The following is a 19,011-nucleotide window of genomic DNA, read 5'->3' as shown; positions in this document are numbered from 1 at the left end:
ATGAGTGTGGACAGGAGTGCGGGAGAACCGCGGTGTACGGAGAAGATGGACATTCATGAGCGATATTTTAGGATTGAGCTATGTTATTTGTGATGAATTCATAACTGAATAGACCTGTCTCTGTGGACCGTGCGAGCGTCTTCCGCTTCTTTCCTCCTGTCCTGAACTTTTAAAATTCGGAGAGAATGAAACGGAGGATATAAATTATGTGCGGTATTGTGGGATATATTGGGGACAGAGATACACAGACGGTATTGCTGGATGGACTTAAAAAGCTGGAGTATCGGGGATATGATTCGGCGGGAATCGCGGTATATACCTCGAAGGGGCTGCAGGTAGCCAAGTCGATCGGACGTTTGGCCAACCTGGAATCCAAGCTGGACGGTGCCCCGTTGGAGGGAACGGCCGGAATCGGTCATACCCGCTGGGCAACCCATGGCAAGCCGTCGGATGTGAACTCCCATCCTCATACGGACCACACCCAGAAATTCTCGGTGGTGCATAACGGTATCATTGAGAATTACCTGGAATTGAAGGAAGAACTGATCGACCAGGGATATGTATTTGTATCCGAGACAGACACAGAAGTTATTTCCCATTTGGTTGCACGCGAATATAAGGGAGATATTGTTAAGGCTGTCCAAAGGGCGATCAGCTTCATGCGCGGCGCATTTGCGCTTGGCGTATTAACGGAGTATGAACCGGACCGGTTGGTGGCTGTGCGTCAAGCGAGCCCTCTGATCATCGGGATTGGTGAAGGCGAGAACTTCATCGGCTCCGACATTCCGGCGATTTTGAAATATACGCGTAGAGTTTACATTTTGAATGACGGGGAAATGGCGCTTCTGACTAAAGACGCTGTCGAATTGATGACCATCGAAGGGAATTTTATTTCTCGGGAAATGATTTCTGTCGAGTGGGATGAAGTGACTGCGGAAAAAGGCGGATTTGACCATTTCATGCTCAAGGAAATCCATGAGCAGCCGAAGGCATACCGGGATACGATGCTTGGCCGGATTGATGAGAAGACGCATAAGGTGGTCTTCCCGAATCTGAATATGACGCCGGAGTATATCCGCTCGATTCGTCAGATTCACATCGTAGCTTGCGGCACAGCATATCATGCTGGGCTCGTAGGCGGCTCGGTCATTGAGCAATTGATCCGTGTGCCGGTGTCGTTCGAGGTCGCTTCGGAGTATCGTTATCGCAATCCGATCATCACCCCGGATACGCTCGTTATCGTAGTGAGCCAATCCGGTGAAACAGCGGATACCTTGGCTGGACTTCGTGAAGCACAAGCCAACGGTGCGCATGTTCTGGCCATCACCAATGTGGTGGGCAGCTCGATTGCACGCGATGCGAACGATGTTATCGCTACGCTGGCGGGTCCAGAAATTGCTGTAGCGTCGACCAAGGCATATACTTCGCAGATTATTGCGTTCAATCTGCTTGGCCTGTATATGGCGGATATCCGCGGAACGATGGAAGCCTCGGAAATTGCACATGTCATTGCAGCCATGCAGTCGCTGCCCGAACAAGTGGAAAGCCTGCTTGCCCAAAGCGAATCGATCAAGGCATATGCCGAGCATATTTCCAAGCATGAGCATCTGTTCTTCATCGGCCGCGGTCTGGACTATGCGGTAGCGATGGAAGGCTCGCTCAAGCTGAAGGAAATCTCTTATATCCATTCCGAGGCTTATGCTGCGGGTGAATTGAAGCACGGAACCCTGGCCCTGATCGAGGAAGGCATTCCAGTCATCGCCCTGGCCACCCAGGATGCCTTGCTGGAGAAGACCGTCAGCAACATCAAGGAAGTGAAGGCACGCGGCGCCGAAGTGATGGCCATCACCTATGAAGAGCATGTGGCAGACCTGATGCGTTCAGTCGACCAAGTCTTCGCGATTCCGAAGACCCTGCCGCTCTTGATGCCAGCCTTGTCCGTTGTACCTCTGCAGCTTCTGGCTTACTACGCATCTCTGGCTCTAGGTCATGATGTCGATAAGCCGCGGAATTTGGCGAAGAGTGTGACGGTGGAGTAGGGGAGAGAGCCTGGTTGGGGTGTTGCTGAAAAAATTTCAAATCAATTAGGTGAATATTTTTAGGTTGCCGAACAGAAAGGTAGAATTATTGGATATACGCACGGAGTTATTCAAACTTCCCAGTATCCTATATTTCCTTTAAACTCTCGGTTTCTGGAGATTTATGAAGTTTATATTCATCCTGATTATAGGGTGGATGGTATTGGGCTTCAATTGGTCGATTGCATTATTGCTGAAGCTGAATCAAACGGTGTTTATGAGCGGCACGGGTTCAAAATGTGGTATGTACAAATGTATCGTTAGACATGTATTTGAATTTGCACAATAAATAAGCCGTTACACTAATGGGAGACGTTAAGTTCAACCAGAACAGGGAGCAGGTCGCCGCGGCGCTGCTCCCTGTTCTATTGAAAAACGGGCTGATTAGTTCAAGTGTAACTATCCATAATGAAAACCGGTATGGCGCAAAACGTGACAAACCGCCCTTCTGCATTGCCGAGAGGGCGGTTTGTCGTGGTTTGCGGTTATTATTTCACTTATTGAGCGCTCTGCAGGTGCACTTCCAGACGATCCCAAGTTTCCGTGATGCCTTGCTCCATGCCCATGTCAAGCACCTGTTGCAGTGCTTCAACGGATGCGTAAGTCGCTTGGTTGATTAGCTTTGTTTTGCCTTCGAATTCCACGAACTGAAGGATGACATCCGTTGAAGGCATATCTGCCGAAACATTGCCTTCGCTATCGGAGAAGTAGTCGGTGTATTCGATCTGCTCGTTCGTTGCGATTGCCTTGTAGATGGCTTTACCCCAAGACTCCATGCCGTAGAAATCGCCTTGCGCCTTGTCTTCGCACTTCATGCAGTAATGCCAGATGCCGCCCGGGCGGAAGTCGACGTTGCATACTGGAATGGACCAGCCGCTTGGCCCCCACCATTGCTTCAGATGCTCCGCTTCGGAGAATGCTTGGAATACAAGCTCGCGGGGAGCGTTAAAAACGCGTTCCAGAGTCAATACGTTTCCTTCTACTTTGCTCAACATTTTGTTTGTCATTGTTTGTTCCTCCTCGAATTTTGGGTCCTTATTCTTTCGGGTTCACTTGCAGTTGCTGCAAATATCGCTCTAAGTTGTCGTAACGCTCGTTCCAGATCCGACGGTAACGCTCCAACCATTCATCAAGTTCTTTCAAAGGCTCAATTCGAAGCTTGTAGTTCCGCCGATTTGCTTCCGCTTCGACTTCCACCAGGCCGGCTTCCAATAGGACGCGCAAATGTTTGGACGCTTGGGGCTGCCTTAGTTGCAGACTCTCCGCGATCTCGCCCACGGATAGAGGGCCGCCCGCGAGTAAATCTACGATGCGTAATCGATTCGGCTCTGCCAGAGCGCTAAACGTCGATGTGCTATCCGTCATTCGGTCTATCACCTCGTTTTTAGCAGTGCCTCTTGCTTACATTTACAATATACCTCAATCGGAATATTCCTGTCAAGGAATATTCCGATTTATTTATGTACCAAAGTAAGCTACACAAGATTGAACTAACGGGTACGTTAGTTGAATGACAACAGCGGCAGTCTAATACTTTATTTTCATCGAACAGTTGTGAGAAGCAAATAAACTCGTATCAGTGATCCCAAACTCGTATCAAAGCTGAGCATATCCAGGATTATTTTCTGACATTTGCTCGGCTTTTCAATTGTTTCAGGGGAAAGGGATTAGGGGATAGGGAAGGGAAATGCAGGTTCTTTCTCGAATCTTAATTCAGAGTCTTTACTCAGGATTCCTGTTTCCTAAGGTGCGGGAGCGTTCTTTTTAGATAGAAGGTATAATTTAATCATGAAAGCTTGATTTCGAAATATCCAAGAGAGAAGGAAGGAACTGAGGACATGATTCTTAAAGCGGCCCAACTTACGATTCTAGTGAAAGATCAGGAGGAAGCCAAACAATTTTATACGGAAAGGCTTGGGTTTGTTGTAATCTCGGATATGGAATTTGGTCCGGGATCGCGATATCTAGCGGTCGCTCCGAGAGAGAGTAATGAAACGTTATTTGAACTTGTAAAGGCGGATACACCAGACCAAAGAGCTTTGATAGGCAAACAGAGCGCTAATCAAGTCCTGATCATGTTTGAAACAGATGATATCGAAGGCGACTACTTTGAAATGAAAGAACGTGGTGTCGTGCTCCACGGAGAACCAACCCTAGTTCCGGGAGGAAAAGGAGTCGGTTTTGAGGATTTGTACGGTAATCAATTTGACTTGTTTCAAGCGGAGTAATCGATACAATTACACGAATTGCGAAACATAAGTCGTGAGACAGTCTGAACAGTTTCTATGTCAGCGTTTCTATGATGTCGGCGTAATGGTCTATTATTTGAAGGCTATTATGAATACGCAACTTTGGAGGGTTGAAGTTATGACAAATGAGTCGAGTAAGAAGAGAGTTGACACTGCTTCGAGAATCATCAAGGCAGCAACCCAAACTATCTATAAGGCATTCGTGGATCCTGGGGCTTTGGTTTTGTGGCTGCCACCGAAGGGTATGAAGGGCCATATATTTGAGTTCGACGCTCGAGTCGGTGGAGCCTATCGAATATCTCTATCTTATATCGGAACGGACCATTCAATTGAAGGCAAGACCTCGGAAAATACTGACGTTTCCAAAGGGAGATTCTTAGAGCTCATCCCGGGAGAGCGAATTGTATGGTCGGTAGAATTTGAGTCTGAGGACCCCGTCTACCCCGGAGAGATGATCATGACATGGACCTTAACAGCTGTTCCGGAAGGCACCAATGTTACTATCGTTTGTGAGAACGTACCCGAAGGAATTCAGAAGGAAGATCACGACGTTGGTTTGAGGTCCACTCTGGAGAATCTTGCCGAATACACCGAATAATAGGTCGAGAAATTTATAGTATCCACATACTAACGGAGGCGTAGTTCAATAAATTGGCTTTTATCACTTTTGAGCAACGTTATTGATGCGGATTCTTACGCTAATGTGCAGATTTCATGGTAAAATCAGATTTATCCTACTGAATTTGGGGGTGGTGGCGAGATGGCTGAAATTCTTGACAACGGTCCTTTTTATCATGGGACACGAGCAGATTTGCAGATAGGAGACTTACTCACAGCTGGTTTTCGCTCAAATTACAATCCCGATGTTGTGATGAATCACATTTATTTTACAGCTTTGCGTGATGGGGCTGGGTTAGCTGCTGAGTTGGCAAAAGGCGATGGTGCACCCCGCGTGTATCTCGTTGAGCCGACAGGTGAATGGGAAAATGATCCAAATGTGACGGACAAGAAATTTCCAGGTAATCCGACGCGATCATATCGCAGCAAGGCCCCATTAAAAATTGTTGGCGAAGTGAAGGATTGGGTGCGACAAACGCCTGAACAGCTAGCAGTTTGGCGAGAACGTTTGGCGAAAACAGATAAAGGCGAGATTCTAAATTAGACTAACTGTTAAATGGCGGCGGCAGTCTATCGGGTCTTGGTTTTTGCTGCATTTGTTAGGGGTTAGTCTAATGCTTTATTTTCACCGAACAGTTGCTGCTTATAAGAAAATTAAAGTTGATTCAAAACAACAAAGTCGGTTGGTAATGCTAGTGTATTACGATTAATATGTTAGAGAAAAAGTGCCAGAGCGCTAGTTCACAAGTGAACTGGCGCTCTGTATTTTATAGGACCCATCACTGATCGCCTATAATAAGGTTTAGTAATTAAGGGGATCTGGGCGATAATACACTAAGGGAATTATTGAAGGAGGAGTAACTATATGCTGGCAGTAGTAGAGAAATTTAAAGGCGGCTTTATAGCCGCCTATAACCGGTCACTGCATTATTCAGTTGAAAAGGTGTGGTCCGCATTAACCGAGAATGACAAACTTGAAAAATGGATGCCTAACCTCCAAGTTGTAGACCTTCGACAAGGCGGGAAGATAAAGTTCAATATGAACGATGGAACGGGGAAATCCTTTGACATCTCGATTGAGGACTACAAAGAACGGTTCTATTTACAATACGAATGGGGGCAAGGGTGGGTTCGCTTCGAGTTATTTCCCAATGACGATGGTTGCCTATTAGTCTTAAAGGAGTTTATTCCTGTCTTAAGTGACCATACCTCTATAGATCTAGCCGGATGGCATGTATGTCTCGATATGCTTAGTAGTTTACTTGATGGTCAATTTATGGATTTTCCAAAAGGCGAATGGGAAGAATGGCATCAGAGGTATGTAAGTGTAATCAATCAGTTAAAGTGAATTCAATATTCATTTCGGGTAATGAAGAGTATCGTAGTCGGAACTAAATTGCATCAAGAACGGAGGCTCGTCATGATGAAGAAAGTTTATTTTGCGATGCTCATTCTACTTGTGCTTGTTTTATCTGCTTGCCAAGGAACGGATCAGACTCCATCGAACAACTCTGCGCACCCTGGACAAACGAACAGTTCGAATACAGGAGATTTAAATTCAGATAATCGAAGTAACGAATCAGGTAACGAATCAACCAATGAATCTAATAATGGGAATGCAGCAAGTCCTGATAACACGAGTGATTCTCGCCATGAAGAAGAAGGGCTGGTAAAGGAGACTCAGTATTCAAGCAAAGAAGAAGCTGTTAATGCCATAGAGAATTATTATGAAATTGAACAAACGAATGTGGATCTGGGACATGGGATTAAAGGACATGCTGAAGGTGCGGCAGGACATCAATATATTTCTTGGAATGAAGGAAAATGGTTGATCGAAGTTAACTTTCCCAACGACCCCGAGTATGCTGTAGACGATTATGATAATGGGGAAGCTATGGCTAAAACCATTGTAAGTTATTTAGAGGATCATTTTCTGCCTCCGCCGGATGAGCGCGGCAAGATACAAGTCAATGGCTTCCGTGAGCATCCCGAGACAATAATCCAATGGCAAAAAGGGAACAAGGTTTACGTAATTGACCAAAAAACAGCAGATCCGCTTGAAACATTGCAAATAGCGGTTGAACATGCGGATAAGAAGTAGTCTGCCATACTGCTTCTAGCTAGGCGGCACAAGAAGAGAAGTCTGTGAAAGGTTTTCTCTTCTTGTGCCGCCTTTTTCTATATATAATAGCGCCCCCCATAACTTAAAGTGCTCGTATGCTTACAATTTAGTATTAGGAAAATAAATATGAAGAAAAAAGATATCATCCTCTGTATGGAATGACAGGGTCCCATTGTACTGCTGGGCGATATGACGCATGCTTTTCATGCCATAGCCATGGTGGTTTTTATCTTTCTTGCTGGTTTGAGGCAGATTATCTATAATAACGAGTTCCGCATTAAAATAATTTGTAACATGTATAGCCGTGATGCCATTTTCTTTCCCGATCCAAATCGAAATTGTTCGTTTCTTCTCATCTGTAACCGATTGAACGGCTTCCAGAGCGTTTTCAATTGCATTGCTTAGCAGTGAATACAAATGACTTGGCGATATGAAAGATAAGCACTGACCATCAGCCATGCATGTCATGTCGATCTGATTCTTTTCGCAAAATAGCTTTTTCTTATATAGAATGACATCCAGAATATCGCTGCCGGTTTTAATGTTAGTGTCATACACCTCAATGGCTGCATTCAAGGCTTCTATCTCCTGGATTGTAAGCTTATAGCTTATATTTGAAAGTTGTTGCCGAAGATCGTGACACTTCATATTAATGATTTCAATCTCACTCTTCATGTTGTCGAACTGCTTTTTTTCTGAATAGATCAGCTCGTCCATAATCAGCAATTCCCGTTTCAGCTTACTTGCCTCTAATATTCTTGTCCGCAGTAATAAAGTAAGTAAACCGTAAAGGATCGAAAAGGCTCTAATTATAAATACAAGGGTGTCGTTATTGCCTTCAAATGAACGGCTAAATGAGTTGAGCAATACGGTCACCAATATAAAGGATAGTGAAAAAAAGAGTATTAGCTTTTGATTTGCCCGATCATGCTCATGGACTTCTTTTCGGCGGAAAATCAGGGCTAGGATGAGGCTGAGTGAAAAGTGGACCAGAAAATATATGGTCCAATCTCTTAAAGGGACAGTATCTCTAAAAAATGAATGAGTCTCATAAGGGTTGTTTTTAACCATCAAGATAAGCAGTTCATATAAACGACCCACAATCATTTGAATAGCTATTCCACCGACGAGGCAGAGCAACAGCTCGGAAAGCGCTTCCTTAAAAAGGATGCATAAAGCAGCCAATACGAACAGGTACATAAAAATATTAACTATTCCAGTCAATAGATAAGGGTGAAGAGAGTTAATAGATGCTACTAAAAGTATTAAGGGTAAGGTGAACGGCAAGATGATACATAACTTTAACCCGAAATTCTTTGTCTTCTGAAAAGGCAGCGTCAGGATCAAGGTATAGAAAATAAATTCAACCAGACTGGAGGTGCGGATAATTAACTGTTTTGACTCAATACCAAGGAAATCAAAAATAAAGGTACTCATAGGTTTTTCTTACTTACATAATCCATCAGTTTTTGAACAAAGGCTTTTTTTCTAGGCTGACTTATTCGCAATTCCTCGCCGTCCAGCATGACGTTATATCCTTGTATTCTCTGGACATAAGCAAGATTTACAAGATAACAATTATTGCATCTGTAAAAATGAAACGGCTGGAGCCTTTTCTCAACGGACGACATCGTTGCATACTGTCGGAACTCACCCTCTGTAGTGTGATAGACGACGTGATGCCCTTCGGTTTCGACGTAACGAATATGTTTAGGGTACACCTTTTGAATGCCATCGACAGTAGAAATCAAGATGCTGCTATTAGGCTGCTCATTCAATTTATTGATTGCACGAGACATTTTTAATGCAAAGTCAAAATACTTAACAGGCTTCACCATGTAATCAAGGGCCTCAACTTCATAACCATGAACAGCGTATTGGGACAGGTTAGTTATAAACATAATAATTACCTCCTTGTCCAATTCTCTAATTTTACGAGCGGCATCCATTCCATTCATATAAGGCAATTGAATATCCATGAAAACGATATCAAAATTTGGGGTGTAATTCTCCAATAGTGCAACTGCTTGCCGGAAATGTACTATGTTTAAAGAAAGGCCTCTTTCATTTGCAAATTTCTCGAGGTAACTCTCTAATAAGAGGGCTTGGTTATTGTCATCCTCCACAATAGCGATTTGGATTATCATTCTTCACCTCTTCGTGGTAAATCAAATTCATTCTCACTATAGGAAGCTCACTTCTTTTTGTCAATAAGACAACCCCCAGTTATCACAGACTAAAAAAAAACCGCACAAACTAAAAATGATGAACAGAATTCTCTGGATTTCTATGAGAGTATGTCAGGAATCACATTTACGAATCACGATCCCCTAAAATGAGGTGTGTAATCGCGGAAGCGCATTCAAAAATTTACCAAAGGGGAAATAGACAATGAAGAAAAGAACACTCAAAAGAATCACTACGATGGTATTGGCATTAACCATGGCGTTTGGCCTGGCAGCATGCGGAAAGGAAGAAGCGAAGGGACAATTGACAGGTTATTATGCTTCTACATCAAACGTTGCATTTATGAGTGCTTATCCTGAACACACCTTTAAGCAAGCAACCTTCGGCGTGCAAAATATTGAGACATTCTCGGACAACACATACTGCCTGACAGACACGGAAACCTTTTATTCCGGGGCCTTGGAATTCAATGATAACGGCAAATACGATGTTGTACCAAGAGGAGCAAACATCACTAAATATTACGGAACCTACACAGCGGCAGATGAAGGCGGCTTGGTCACGCTGGTGCTATCCAAACCTACAGCCGTTATTTCGAACAGTTCCTACTCCGCAGGCGCTAATCCGGTTGGTTATGTAAATACGAATGCATGGACAGATGCAATGGGAACGGCCGTTGGCGGCGATGGTCCAGCCTTGTCTGCTGAAGAATATCTGGAATCGGTGGCCTTTCCCGAAACAACAATCATAGTTGACGCTGCAAAGACCAGCTTTGATTACATCGCATTTACAGATGGTGAGAGTGCGGCCGAATAACACAACCAGCTATGCGTGAGGAGGCAATATCATTGAGAAATAAATCGAATTTGTGGCGTGGATTAACATCAGTAACGGCTTTCCTCTTAATCTTTAGTATTTTTATGACTCAATTACTGCTAAGTTGGAGCGGTCAAGTCAACGTCTTTCTGAATGTTAAAATGCCTGTCATAGAATCAGATGCAAGCACGATGCACTATAAGAGCGATTATGAGCTCTCTGATGCAGGCTTGCAGCAGATGCTGGCAGATTCCGACAAGCACGATGTGCAAACCATGGAGGAAGGCACGGTCCTGTTAAAGAACGATCAGGCTGTGCTCCCATTAAGTTCTGAAGAACGCAGCGTTACTTTGTTTGGCCGTGCAACTGCAGATCCTGTCTATAGCGGCAACTCCGGCGGACCAGGCATGGATGAAAAGCGCCAGGTCAGCCTGTACAATGCATTGAAGGAAGCAGGATTCAGCATCAACGATAAGCTCTTCGATGCTTATAAAAGCAGTGAAGTCTCCAGAATCAAGGCTGCACCGGATTGGTTTATCGGAGAAGTCGACAAGAGCTTCTATACCAGCGACCTGCAAGCTACGTACCAGGATGACTTTAATGATGTGGCGATTGTCATGCTGTCTCGTGATGGCGGCGAAGGCAAGGACTTGGCCACATCCGATCGAGATGGAATCTCTCATCTCGCGCTTCATGATACAGAGAAAGACTTATTGAAGATGATTAAGGATAGCGGTAAATTCGCAAAAACCATTGTGCTAATAAATAGTGCTTACGCGATGGAGCTTGGCTGGATTGAAGAAGAGGAGTATGGTATCGATGCTGCTCTATGGATTGGCAATCCCGGTCTAATAGGCTTTACTGGTGTTGCTAATGTGATTACGGGAAAGGCGGATCCTTCGGGCAGATTGGTGGATACCTTTGCAGCGGATTCGCTATCCGCGCCGGCAGTCAGAAATGCCGGTGATTTCAAATACTCGAATGATGATGGTCCTTACATTGTTCAGGCAGAGGGTATCTATCAAGGATACAAGTATTATGAAACAAGGTATCAAGATGCCGTCTTGGGATTGAATAACGCAGACAGCAGTGCAGGAGCATTTGTTAATAAGGATCGCTGGAATTACGCGGATGAGATGGTATATACCTTCGGGTACGGAAGCTCCTATGCTAATTTCTCTCAACAGCTAACCAGCCTGAACTGGGACCGGGAAGCTAAGACAGTTACAGCCACAGTTAAAGTAACTAACGAGGGCTACCCCGAGCAGTCGGCTTATACAGGAAAATCCAAGTCCGTAGTACAAGTCTATGCCCAGCTTCCCTATGAAAAGGGGCAAGCTGAAAAATCGGCTATCCAGTTGATCGGCTTTGGGAAAACCGGCGAGTTGGCAGCAGGTGAGTCGGAGGAGGTAACGGTCACCATCGATGAGTATCTCTTCGCGACCTATGATGCTAATGCTGAAAACGGCGCGGATCCAAGTCAGAAAGGGGCCTATGTCTTTGACCCAGGCGATTATTACTTTGCCATTGGAAATGACAGTCATGATGCCCTGAATAATATCCTGGCTAAAAAGGAAGGCGCTAATGTACAAGGAAAGCTGATTTCCGCAGATGGTTCTGTCGTAGAGGGTGATCCTGAGAAGGCGGTCTCGGTTCCGTTAGAATCACTGGATAATACAACCTATGCCAAGTCACAGCATACAGGCGAGATCGTATCCAATCAATTTGAGGATGTTGATTATAACTACTATGCCGAGGATGCGGTTACTTATTTAACGCGCAGCGATTGGAATACGTATCCTAAATCTTATACAGATCTCGTTGTAACCGATGAGCTTAAGGATGTCCTGTATAACCAGAAGTACGAAAAGCCAACGGATGCACCCGCCTATGACAGCTTTACTCAGGGGGCAGAGGTGACCCTCAAGCTGCTTGATATGAAGGATGTGCCATTTGAGGATGATGAGACTTGGAATAAGTTCCTTGATCAGTTAACAATCAGTGAGCTAAGCGCGACCATTGGCGAAAACTTTGGCCAGCCGGCCGTCGAGTCGATCAATAAGCCGGCAAACAAAAACACGGATGGCCCTTCAGGCTCACAAGCCAATTATTTATATGGCGGAGGTCAACCGGCGACGGCTCACGTCAGTCAAATCGTCGCAGCCTCGACCTGGAATCAGCCATTGCTAGCGGAACGTGGGAATTTCATTGCGGAGGATTGTTTGTTTAGCGGCACAACACAACTATGGTCGCCAGGGGGCAATCTGCACCGTACCCCGTTCAGCGGACGCAACTTTGAATATTACTCCGAGGATAGTATTCTGTCTTACATTTTAGGGGCCAACCAGGCAAAAGCGATGCAGGCAAAGGGATTGACAGCGGCCATCAAGCATTTCGTAGCCAATGATCAGGAAACGAACCGAAATGAGCTTTCGACATTTATGACAGAGCAGGCATACCGCCAAGGACCTTTAAAAGGCTTTGAGGGTGCCTTTACTGAAGGCGGGGCACTTGGTACGATGATGTCCTTCTCCCGGATTGGAGCGCGTTTGTCTTATGCAAACTATGCCACGATGACGCATGTTCTGAGAGACGAATGGGGCTTCAAGGGAGTAACGATTACGGATTCGGTCAAGGGTAATCCGAATATTCCAACGATCGAATCGCTTGTTGCAGGTACAGACACTTTCAATGCCGATACCAACCGGGCCAGCGAGGTTCATAAGTATCTCGCCAGCAAGAAGGACGGATTTGTCTTACAAGAATTAAGAAGAGCAAACAAGCACTTCTATTATTCATTGGCTAATTCCAGTCTTCTAAATGGGCTTACGGATGAAACCGTGGTTAAAGGATTCGTACCATGGTGGCAAACCTTGCTTAAAGTTGTTAATTATACGCTTGGCGCACTGTTGGCAACCTTCGGATTCTTTTTCATAAGAACCGGCATTCGAAGAAACGGAAAGGGAGGGAAATAAGATGGTCTTATTTAAAGATCGAACACTTGGTTTTTGGATTGGCTTCTTGGCCTCCTGCTTAATGATTGCAGCAAATATTGCGTTTATTATTTTTGATTACGGCGACCGTACATTTTCCTTTATAACCTTTGGTCTCATTATCGCCGGTTTTCTAGGCGAGCTGTTGGTATTGCTGAAGAACTTTTATTTTGCACCCTTCCTGTCATCCGTCTGCTTCGGTGCAGCCCTGTCCATGCATTTCTATTTAGGATTTCCAACCTTATCGGATGTGATGAACGGCGTTAACTTTATCGGGGGCAATCCTCAAGCTGTTGTAGTCTTTGGGACTTTGTTTACTATCGGTACGATTTCTTCGTTGATTTCCAGCTTTATGGAGCAGTCCAAATCCGGGGGAAGAACCGAAGCCATTAAACTTGCAAAATGACAAATGGAGATAAATAAATGAAGAAAATAAGTATCTGTGATGGATGGAGCTTTGTAGAGAACATTACTGATGAATTCTTTGACTTTATGGGAGAGGGGACAGCCGTAAGGCTGCCCCATACTTGTAAAGAGGTGCCAGTGCACTATATGGAGGAAAGCACCTGCCAGATGATCTGCGGCTATCGGCGGTATTTGGAGGTTCAGCAGGAATGGAAGGGCAAGCGGTTGTTTCTTCAGTTTGACGGTGCGGCTCATGTGGCCGAGGTCTTTGTAAACGGCGAGAAATTGATAACCCATAACGGGGGGTATACCGCTTTTCGGGTTGAGGTCACGGATCACTTAATCTATGGGCAAGAAAATCGGATCGTCGTTCGCTTGAATACGCGGGAAGATGCAAATGTCCCTCCCTTTGGCCACGTCATTGACTATATGACCTATGGCGGACTCTATCGTGAAGCGTGGCTGCTAATGGCAAGTTCATCCTATATAGAGGATGTTTTTGTCCGCACGCCGAAACCGGACCAAGTGCTTATTGACGTCCTTATCAATCAGCCAGACTCCAACTGCTTGCTGGAACTGACGGTCTTGGACCAGGAACAGCGCGTAGTCGGAAATAAGAGCGTGATGCTGTCCGAGCCAACAATACGCGAGTGCAAGGTTGAGGTCAAAGACAGCCGTACATGGAGTCCGGAATCTCCCTATTTATACAAATTGGAAGCGGTGATCAGGAACCGGAATAACGAAATCATTGATGAGTGCAAGGTTCACTTTGGATTCCGGCAAATCGAATTTCGCGGCGACGGGTTTTATCTGAACGGGAAGAAATATAAGATCCGGGGGCTGAACCGCCATCAAAGCTATCCTTATGCGGGATATGCCATGCCTGCCTCGATGCAGGAGGAGGACGCCCGGATTTTGAAGGAAGAGCTTCACGTCAACGCTGTCCGCACGTCCCATTACCCGCAGTCCCAGTATTTTCTCGACGCCTGCGACCGTTTGGGGCTGCTTGTATTTACGGAGACGCCGGGGTGGCAGCACATCAAGGACGATGAGGAATGGAAGCAAATCGTCTGTGACAATGTGGAGGAGATGATATTGCAATACCGCAACCATCCCTCGATCATTCTCTGGGGCGTTCGCGTTAACGAGTCGCAGGATGATGATGCTTTGTACGCAAAGACAAATGAAATTGCTCGTCGCCTGGATCCTAGCCGGCAGACAAGCGGCGTGCGCTTCTTATGGAGAAGCAGTCTGTTAGAGGACGTATATTCCTTCAATGATTTCTCCCATACGGGAAAGAACGGCGGATTGCTGCCTAGGTGGCTGATTTCGCCGAATAAGCAAAAGGGATATTTAATTTCGGAGTTTAATGGACACATGTATCCGACCAAGGCAACGGATGATCCGATGCATCGGCTATCCCATGCGATGCGCCATGCCAATGTTTTGAACGAGGTTTATAAGAAGGAAGATATTGCAGGTGCCTTTGGATGGTGCATGTTCGATTATCAAACCCACGGCGATTTTGGATCGGGTGATCGTATTTGCTACCATGGCGTGATGGATATGTTCCGCAATCCCAAGCTTGCCGCGAAGGTCTATGCAAGCTTTTCAGAGGATGCTCCCGTCTTGGAAATTGGGTCAGATATGCATATTGGCGATTACCCCGGAGGGGCAGTTGGCGAGAACTATATTTTCACGAATGCGGATAAGGTTCGCCTTTATAAGAATGAGTTGATGATCAGAGAATTTGAGCCTGTGAATAAAAAATATCGATATTTGCCGCATCCTCCGATCGAGCTTTACGATACGGTTGGTAATGTGATCGAAGTAGGAGAGAAGTATTCTCACAAGAAGGCTGAAGCGATCAAGGAGTGCTTGCTAGCGATTCAGCGGTTCGGTACCCAGTTGCCTCCAAAGTACATTTTTAAAGCGTTGTGGGTTATGGTTCGACATGCGGTATCCCCGATTGCATTTTACCGTATATTCTTCAAGTACATTGAGAATTGGGGCGCTTCATCACCCGTCTATCGATTTGAAGCGATTAAAGATGGAGTTGTGGTGGCTGAGAAGGTGAAAGCTTCAAATGCAAGCCTTCATCTGGAGACCACAGTCAGCCATGACTTGTTGATGGAGTCGGATACGTATGATGTTGCTTCTGTTCGAATCAGAGTAGTAGATGCTAATGGCAACAATGCCACATACTCGCATCTGCCGCTTTTCCTTAAAGCAGATGGAGCTATTGAGATGATCGGCCCGGACTGTGTAACGGCAGAAGGGGGCATGTGCGGGACGTACATTAGAACAACAGGGAGAGCTGGTGCCGGGAAGCTGATGATCACTTCGAATCAGACCGAATCAGTGGAGTTAAACTTCAGAGTTGACTTAGAGGAGCAATCGGAATGAGCAAGACAGATGCAAAAGGAATCGGGAAACTATTGAGAATATGGCACAATTTCCGTGAAAAACATCCTGGCAAGGCGGAGTTCTTTGTATTCTTCATGTTGAGTAATGGGATCACCGTCATCCAATTGATACTCATGCCGATGCTTAAGGCGGTTTTTGAGCAGACAGATCTTCTGAATGTAACACTTCAAGTCGGTCAGATTGGTCAAAATTTGGATGGGAGCCCGTACTTTATTTTTGATTATGCTGCAGGAGCATTGAATAGTGGAGGCGGGGGCGGACTGGCCTATTTTCTGGCAGTACAGATTACCCTTGGAATTGCCCAAGTGATTAACTTCTTTGCTCAAAGAAATATTACATTCAAGTCGACCGGAAACATCTGGACTGCTGCTGGTTGGTATGTCATTGCCTATATTCTGATTACGATTGGCGCAGCAGTACTTCAAGGATTCTATAAGGCACCGATTTACGAATTGCTCATTCATACCTGGGGACTTGGTAAAACAGGGGAAACCTTGGCTGATCTTATCTCTATGCTCATTAATTGTGCGGTTTCTTTCTGGGTTTATTATCCGATCCTGAAGATTATTTTCAAGCAGAAGTCGAGTAAGCAGTCTTAGCAGTAAAGGTTGTGGAATTATGAAATTACTGTCCGTAGTCATCCCTTGTTATAACTCTCAAAGTTACATGAGAAAATGTGTTGAGTCTCTGTTAGCGGGGGGAGAAGAGGTAGAATTACTTATCGTTAATGATGGGTCTGTAGATGAAACAGCGCAGATTGCTGATGATTATGCAAGACAGTATCCAACGATTGTGAGAGTTATTCACCAAAGCAACGGAGGACACGGTGAAGCGGTAAATACCGGGCTCCGAAATGCAACAGGCATATTCTTCAAGGTTGTAGATAGCGATGATTGGGTAGATTGTACAGCATATTTAAAGATCTTAGAGGTGCTCCGCTCCTTTAAGGCACACAGTCAGTCCGTTGATATGATGATCAGCAACTTTGTATACGAGAAAGAAGGGGCAAGGTTCAAGAAGGTTATGAAGTATAGTAATGTGCTCCCTGAAAATAAGATATTTGGTTGGGATGAAGTAAAGCAATTCCATAAGGGCCAATATCTAATGATGCATTCTATCATCTATCGGACCCAATTGTTAAGGGACTGCAGACTGGAATTGCCCAAGCACACCTATTATGTCGATAATCTGTTTGTATATAAACCGCTTGCGCAGGTGGAGTATTTATATTATGTCGATGTGGACTTCTACAGATATTTTATTGGCAGAGAGGACCAGTCCGTCAATGAGCAGATGATGATTCGCAGGATTGATCAACAGCTCAAGGTAAACAAGCTAATGATTGATCAAGTGAAGCTTCATGAGATCCGACATTTGAGGAAAAAACAGTATATGCTGCATCACCTTGAGATTGTGACGGTCATCTCCGGCATTTTACTTATCCGCTCGGGAACTCGTGCTAATCTGGATAAGAAGAGTGAGCTATTACAGTATGTTAAAAGTGAAAATACCGAATTGTACCATCATCTGAAATATGGGCTGCTGGGTAATTTGATCAACCTGCCCGGCCGGTTCGGCCGCAGGATATCAGTTGGCGCATACAAGATAGCTCAAAAAATGGTCGGGTTCAATTAGCCTGCACATCCATTTCCATATCTGTCTGTAATCCGATGCAAAGAAGTGGGCACCCAAGCCGATAATAAATATATGGTAAACTAACTATAGTAGGTACGAGGTCTAACGTGCATTCTTTGGTTCGGTTGATAGGGACAATCTGGGATGGAGGCAGGAAAATGCGTATATTGGTGCTTGGAGCAGGCGGAGTAGGCGGTTATTTTGGCGGACGGCTTGTAGAAAAAGGGGCGGATGTTACTTTTCTGGTTCGAAGTCAGCGTAAGAAGCAGCTTGAGGAGGAAGGCTTGGTTATCTCCAGTATTAACGGCGATTTTAAGTTTCGCCCTGTGCTGATCACGACAGAGGATTCCGATACAGCGGGAGCTTATGACTTGGTGTTGTTCTCAACCAAAGCGTACCATTTGCAAGCAGCAATTCAGGATCTAAAGCCATTTATTGGCGAGCAGACCGTCATTCTGCCGTTGTTAAACGGGGTAGCGCATTATCCGGTACTACAACGCGAGTTCGGGGAGGACAAGGTCATCGGAGGGCTTTGCTTCATTGAGACAACCTTGAACCGTGAAGGTCATATTGTGCAGACAAGCAAGGCAGATATTGTAAGGTATGGCGAGTTCGAGAATAAGCAGACCGACCGAATCCAGCGGATTGAGCAGGTGTTAAGCGGGGCATTGCCTTCCTTCATTCGTAGTGAATTTATTGAACAAGATATTTGGCATAAATATTTGTATATAGCCACGATTGCCGGTGTGACGACCTTGATGCGATCCGCACTCGGTCCGATCCGTGAGAGTAAAGGCGGGCGGGATTTTATTCAGCATTTATTTCAGGAAATTGAGGGAATTATGCTTGAGCATGGGGCTCCGTTAGATCATGATATCGTGACCAAGCATATGCAGACGATGGACAAGTCCTCGGATGAAATGAAATCCTCGATGCTTCGGGATATGGAGAAGGGCCTGGATATTGAAGCAGCGCATCTGCATGGATATTTGCTAAAGCTGGCCGGGGACTATAGCATCGAGGCTCCCTTTCTTCAGGCAGTCAATCAGAACCTGCTCGTGTATGAAGGAGCAAGAGTATAACGCACTTTTCTAATAATCTGATTCAAGGCGGGTACCTGCGGGTATTCGCTTTTTTGTTTAAGCCTCCCTTTAGTCAAACTGGGGGTTCAGGAAAGCTTATAGCTAAAAGTAAGAATTTATAGATTAACATTTTATACAATGAAGCGTTGTATCGTGAGCGGCGCCGGTATTTTAGGCGCATCAACGGCTTACCAACTGGCCAAGGAGGGGGCGCGATTCTACGGAGCCTTGATCAAAGAGCTGGAGCTGGAGGGGGAGCGCGAAACCGGTGGAGCCCCGTTGGCTCAATTGATGTTAGGACGGAAGACGGAGGTGCGTTTGGAGGAATTACGGCTTGGAGAAAGCTCTAATCCCATCATCCGGGGACATTTGTGAAAAGTAATGCACAAATGTTTCCAC

At 45.3% G+C, this 19,011-nt stretch carries 18 protein-coding genes and 1 pseudogene; 15 read left to right on the top strand and 4 right to left on the bottom strand.

The annotated features are described in order from the left end of the window. Nucleotides 1-206: 206 nt before the first annotated feature. On the top strand, nt 207-2,039 hold the full coding sequence (gene glmS, locus TX85_RS24030) for a glutamine--fructose-6-phosphate transaminase (isomerizing) (RefSeq protein WP_044482448.1): 1,833 nt from the start codon (nt 207-209) through the stop codon (nt 2,037-2,039). A gap of 75 nt (nt 2,040-2,114) precedes the next feature. After that, nucleotides 2,115-2,342 (top strand): annotated as a pseudogene (locus TX85_RS28275) (GNAT family N-acetyltransferase); the annotation flags it as partial. A 233-nt stretch (nt 2,343-2,575) separates the two neighbouring features. On the opposite strand, the gene TX85_RS24025 reads toward TX85_RS28275, so the two are convergent. Both TX85_RS24025 and TX85_RS24020 read right to left on the bottom strand, forming a co-directional pair. Further along, a complete protein-coding gene (locus tag TX85_RS24025) occupies nt 2,576-3,085 on the bottom strand; it encodes an SRPBCC family protein (protein ID WP_044482446.1) in 510 nt (169 codons plus the stop codon). A 28-nt stretch (nt 3,086-3,113) separates the two neighbouring features. Then, nucleotides 3,114-3,443 (bottom strand): ArsR/SmtB family transcription factor, encoded by a 330-nt coding sequence (locus TX85_RS24020; protein WP_044482444.1) that lies wholly within the window; start codon nt 3,441-3,443, stop codon nt 3,114-3,116. A 431-nt stretch (nt 3,444-3,874) separates the two neighbouring features. Between TX85_RS24020 and TX85_RS24015 the strand changes: the two genes are divergently transcribed. From TX85_RS24015 to TX85_RS23995, 5 genes are all read left to right on the top strand, one after another. Next, complete coding sequence (locus tag TX85_RS24015) at nt 3,875-4,306, top strand: VOC family protein (protein WP_316244908.1); 432 nt, start codon at nt 3,875-3,877, stop codon at nt 4,304-4,306. Nucleotides 4,307-4,445: 139 nt separating this feature from the next. Further along, the gene (locus TX85_RS24010; RefSeq protein WP_044482441.1) at nt 4,446-4,925 is read left to right on the top strand and encodes an SRPBCC family protein; all 480 of its coding nucleotides are present in this window, start codon (nt 4,446-4,448) and stop codon (nt 4,923-4,925) included. A 162-nt stretch (nt 4,926-5,087) separates the two neighbouring features. After that, a complete protein-coding gene (gene arr, locus TX85_RS24005; RefSeq protein WP_044482440.1) occupies nt 5,088-5,489 on the top strand; it encodes an NAD(+)--rifampin ADP-ribosyltransferase in 402 nt (133 codons plus the stop codon). A gap of 321 nt (nt 5,490-5,810) precedes the next feature. Beyond that, complete coding sequence (locus tag TX85_RS24000) at nt 5,811-6,293, top strand: SRPBCC family protein (RefSeq protein ID WP_044482439.1); 483 nt, start codon at nt 5,811-5,813, stop codon at nt 6,291-6,293. Between the two features lie 72 nt (nt 6,294-6,365). Further along, nucleotides 6,366-7,046 (top strand): hypothetical protein, encoded by a 681-nt coding sequence (locus TX85_RS23995; protein WP_044482438.1) that lies wholly within the window; start codon nt 6,366-6,368, stop codon nt 7,044-7,046. A gap of 120 nt (nt 7,047-7,166) precedes the next feature. Here the strand turns inward: TX85_RS23995 and TX85_RS23990 are convergent, their stop codons facing one another. Then, nucleotides 7,167-8,504 (bottom strand): ATP-binding protein, encoded by a 1,338-nt coding sequence (locus tag TX85_RS23990; RefSeq protein WP_044482437.1) that lies wholly within the window; start codon nt 8,502-8,504, stop codon nt 7,167-7,169. After that, on the bottom strand, nt 8,501-9,214 hold the full coding sequence (locus TX85_RS23985) for a LytR/AlgR family response regulator transcription factor (RefSeq protein WP_044482436.1): 714 nt from the start codon (nt 9,212-9,214) through the stop codon (nt 8,501-8,503). Before TX85_RS23985 ends, TX85_RS23990 begins: the two co-directional genes overlap by 4 nt. Nucleotides 9,215-9,458: 244 nt before the next feature. On the opposite strand from TX85_RS23985, the gene TX85_RS23980 reads away from it, so the two are divergent. The 8 genes from TX85_RS23980 (at nt 9,459) to TX85_RS28270 (ending at nt 18,987) form a co-directional block, all read left to right on the top strand. Then, nucleotides 9,459-10,070 (top strand): hypothetical protein, encoded by a 612-nt coding sequence (locus TX85_RS23980; protein ID WP_044482435.1) that lies wholly within the window; start codon nt 9,459-9,461, stop codon nt 10,068-10,070. A gap of 32 nt (nt 10,071-10,102) precedes the next feature. Continuing rightward, nucleotides 10,103-13,045, top strand: coding sequence for a glycoside hydrolase family 3 protein (locus TX85_RS23975; RefSeq protein WP_049895218.1), 2,943 nt, complete (start codon nt 10,103-10,105; stop codon nt 13,043-13,045). A gap of 1 nt (nt 13,046) precedes the next feature. Next, on the top strand, nt 13,047-13,469 hold the full coding sequence (locus TX85_RS23970) for a hypothetical protein (protein ID WP_044482434.1): 423 nt from the start codon (nt 13,047-13,049) through the stop codon (nt 13,467-13,469). A gap of 17 nt (nt 13,470-13,486) precedes the next feature. After that, nucleotides 13,487-15,874, top strand: a complete 2,388-nt coding sequence (locus TX85_RS23965; RefSeq protein WP_044482432.1) for a glycoside hydrolase family 2 protein — start codon at nt 13,487-13,489, stop codon at nt 15,872-15,874. Next, a complete protein-coding gene (locus TX85_RS23960; protein WP_044482430.1) occupies nt 15,871-16,494 on the top strand; it encodes a hypothetical protein in 624 nt (207 codons plus the stop codon). The genes TX85_RS23965 and TX85_RS23960 overlap by 4 nt, the downstream gene beginning before the upstream one ends. Before the next feature lie 19 nt (nt 16,495-16,513). After that, nucleotides 16,514-17,530 carry a glycosyltransferase family 2 protein gene (locus TX85_RS23955; protein ID WP_044482429.1) on the top strand — a complete coding sequence of 339 codons (1,017 nt, stop codon included), beginning with the start codon at nt 16,514-16,516 and terminating at the stop codon, nt 17,528-17,530. Nucleotides 17,531-17,688: 158 nt separating this feature from the next. Beyond that, nucleotides 17,689-18,612, top strand: a complete 924-nt coding sequence (locus tag TX85_RS23950; protein ID WP_044482428.1) for a ketopantoate reductase family protein — start codon at nt 17,689-17,691, stop codon at nt 18,610-18,612. Between the two features lie 138 nt (nt 18,613-18,750). Further along, nucleotides 18,751-18,987, top strand: coding sequence for an FAD-dependent oxidoreductase (locus TX85_RS28270; protein ID WP_392391863.1), 237 nt, complete (start codon nt 18,751-18,753; stop codon nt 18,985-18,987). Nucleotides 18,988-19,011 lie beyond the last annotated feature (24 nt).

The organism is Paenibacillus antibioticophila (genome assembly GCF_000455265.1).
GTDB classification, from domain to species: Bacteria; Bacillota; Bacilli; order Paenibacillales; family Paenibacillaceae; genus Fontibacillus; species Fontibacillus antibioticophila.
Note: the sequence above shows the minus strand (reverse complement) of the source record. Positions and strands in the feature narration are given on the sequence as shown.